Source organism: Collinsella sp. AF19-1LB, assembly GCF_003459655.1.
GTDB lineage: Bacteria > Actinomycetota > Coriobacteriia > Coriobacteriales > Coriobacteriaceae > Collinsella.
In genome coordinates, this window is sequence record NZ_QRWO01000074.1 from 1 (window position 1) to 1,169 (window position 1,169).

Below are 1,169 nucleotides of genomic sequence, written 5' to 3' on the forward strand. Positions count from 1 at the left end.
AAGGATGCGAATATCTCTACAAACCGTGATTTGACTTAACAGATATACCTTCTATGAGAGTCCCTTACGTTGTCCTGATCGACCATTGCGTACATCAACGTTGTATCAATCTTTTGATGGCCAAGCAGCTTCTGCACCTGCTCGATGGGCATTCCTTTTCCAATTGCTTTGGTGGCCAGCGTTCTCCTGAACTTATGTGGGTGGACGTGTTTGACGCCTGCTTTTGTTCCCAAGGAGCGAAGGCGGAGCTCGACTCCGCTTACTTGCAGCCTAGAACTCGGCTTTGTGAGACTACAGAATAGCGCGGCGACGTTATCGCTGCGTTCTTGCAGGTAGTTGTTTAGGTGCAGCTTTGTAGTCGCATCAAAATAGACGACTCTCTCTTTGTTGCCCTTTCCGAGTACAATGCACTCTCGCCGATTTAGATCAACGTCTTCTCGATTGAGCGAGACGAGTTCGCCTATTCTCATCCCTGTTGAACTAAGAAGGTTGATGATTGCCAGATCCCTCTTGCAAGAACAGGCGTCTGTGAGGGCTATAAGTTCTTCATCAGAATATACGGACTTGACCGTTCTCTTTGAGCGAATCTTTTTAATGCGTCGTGCAGGGCTTTTGAGTATATGGTTCTCGTCATCAAGCCAAGAGAAGAATGACGACAGGATGCGCCTGACGTTGTCGACGGTGATGCTCCCTGCGTTATTACCCATGGGATATTCGCTCAGGTATGTTCGTAAGTCATCTGAACTAATCCGGACAATTGGTTTTTTGATTGCTTCGAGCGCCCTTGTAAGTGTGGCCTTGTAGTACCTGATGGTCTTAGGCGAGCATCCCTCGATGGTTTTGGCTGCGAGGAATCGCTCCATGTACTTTGAGGCCTCGTCTTCGACATTGCTGAGCGCGTTCACTTCAAGTTCGATGCCCCTGAGTTCGCTCATAAGGACGCTCTCGAGATACGAAAGCACTTCGCCGCTAACGAGTGCCTGCATTTTTGTGAGAACCGCGTTTGCTATTTCGATCGTCGTGTGCATCAGTTCCTCCCATCCCGATATGGATGGGAGGAACGTATCACGCGAGGAATCGGTCTAGAAGGGCGTCGCGCTCTGCGGAAAGGGCGTCGACCTCTTGCTCGAGTGCAAATTGCGATTTGTCGACCTGGGTGACGAAGTCGG

Annotated in this window: 1 protein-coding gene; it reads right to left on the reverse strand. The window is 49.8% G+C overall.

Annotated features, from left to right (window positions below):
* Window positions 1–35: 35 nt before the first annotated feature.
* Window positions 36–1,028, reverse strand: coding sequence for a site-specific tyrosine recombinase/integron integrase (gene xerA, locus DWX39_RS10790; protein WP_117759948.1), 993 nt, complete (start codon window positions 1,026–1,028; stop codon window positions 36–38).
* Window positions 1,029–1,169: the final 141 nt, after the last annotated feature.